1 protein-coding gene is annotated in these 840 nt (G+C 38.6%); it reads left to right on the top strand.

All coding sequences use genetic code 11. The features are described 5' to 3' along the window. Positions 1–74: 74 nt before the first annotated feature. Positions 75–840 (top strand): D-2-hydroxyacid dehydrogenase (locus AC1DUW_RS30860; protein WP_477644455.1); only part of this gene is annotated, 766 nt, incomplete at its 3' end.

The raw sequence follows: 840 nt of genomic DNA, 5'->3' as shown, positions 1-840 counted from the left end.
CTAATATTCTTGTCTTTAGCCCTATGCAAACAGATGTTGAGACTTATGCTGAAAGTATTCGCAATAATGGGTTTATGTCAGTAAAGACAGCTACAACTTTGGATGAAGTTGAAAAATATTTACCTGGTACTGAAGTTATTTTGGGATGGAACTTCCCCACACATCTACTAAGTAAACCAATTGCCTCATCTGTCGGCTGGTTTCAGTCAATGGGAGCCGGAGTCAATGATTTAATTGAAGACAAATCTATACCTGAGAGCATTATACTAACCCGAATTGTCAACCAATTTGGTACTTATATTTCTGAATATGTATTTTCGTTTCTCTTGTACATAGTGAAAGACAATCCCCGTATGAGACAATCACAAATGGAACGGAGATGGGATCCTTTCATTTCTGAAACTCTGAAGGGGAAAACAATCGGGGTAGCCGGACTCGGATCGATTGGTGCCGAAATTGTACGTAAAGCTCGAGTGTTTGATATGAATGTACATGGATTAAGCTTTAGCGGAAAACAAGCATCATTAGTGGACTGTCACTTTACTCCAGATCAATTGAGTGAATTTGTAAAAGATCTAGATTATTTGGTCCTAACCCTTCCTTTAACGGATTCCACACATCATATTATGACGAGGGACMTCCTTTTAGCAATGAAACCAAAAGCTTGTCTTATCAATGTTGGCCGTGGATTATTAATTGAAGAAGAGAATTTAATATCTGTTATGCAATCAGGACATCTTCAGACAGCCATCCTTGATGTTTTTGAGACAGAACCGTTACCTAAAGACCATGTCTTCTGGACAATGCCGAATGTATTTGTCACTTCTCATCTGTCAGGAC

It is taken from the genome of Peribacillus sp. P4_C12, from assembly GCF_056402095.1.
Note: the sequence above shows the minus strand (reverse complement) of the source record. Positions and strands in the feature narration are given on the sequence as shown.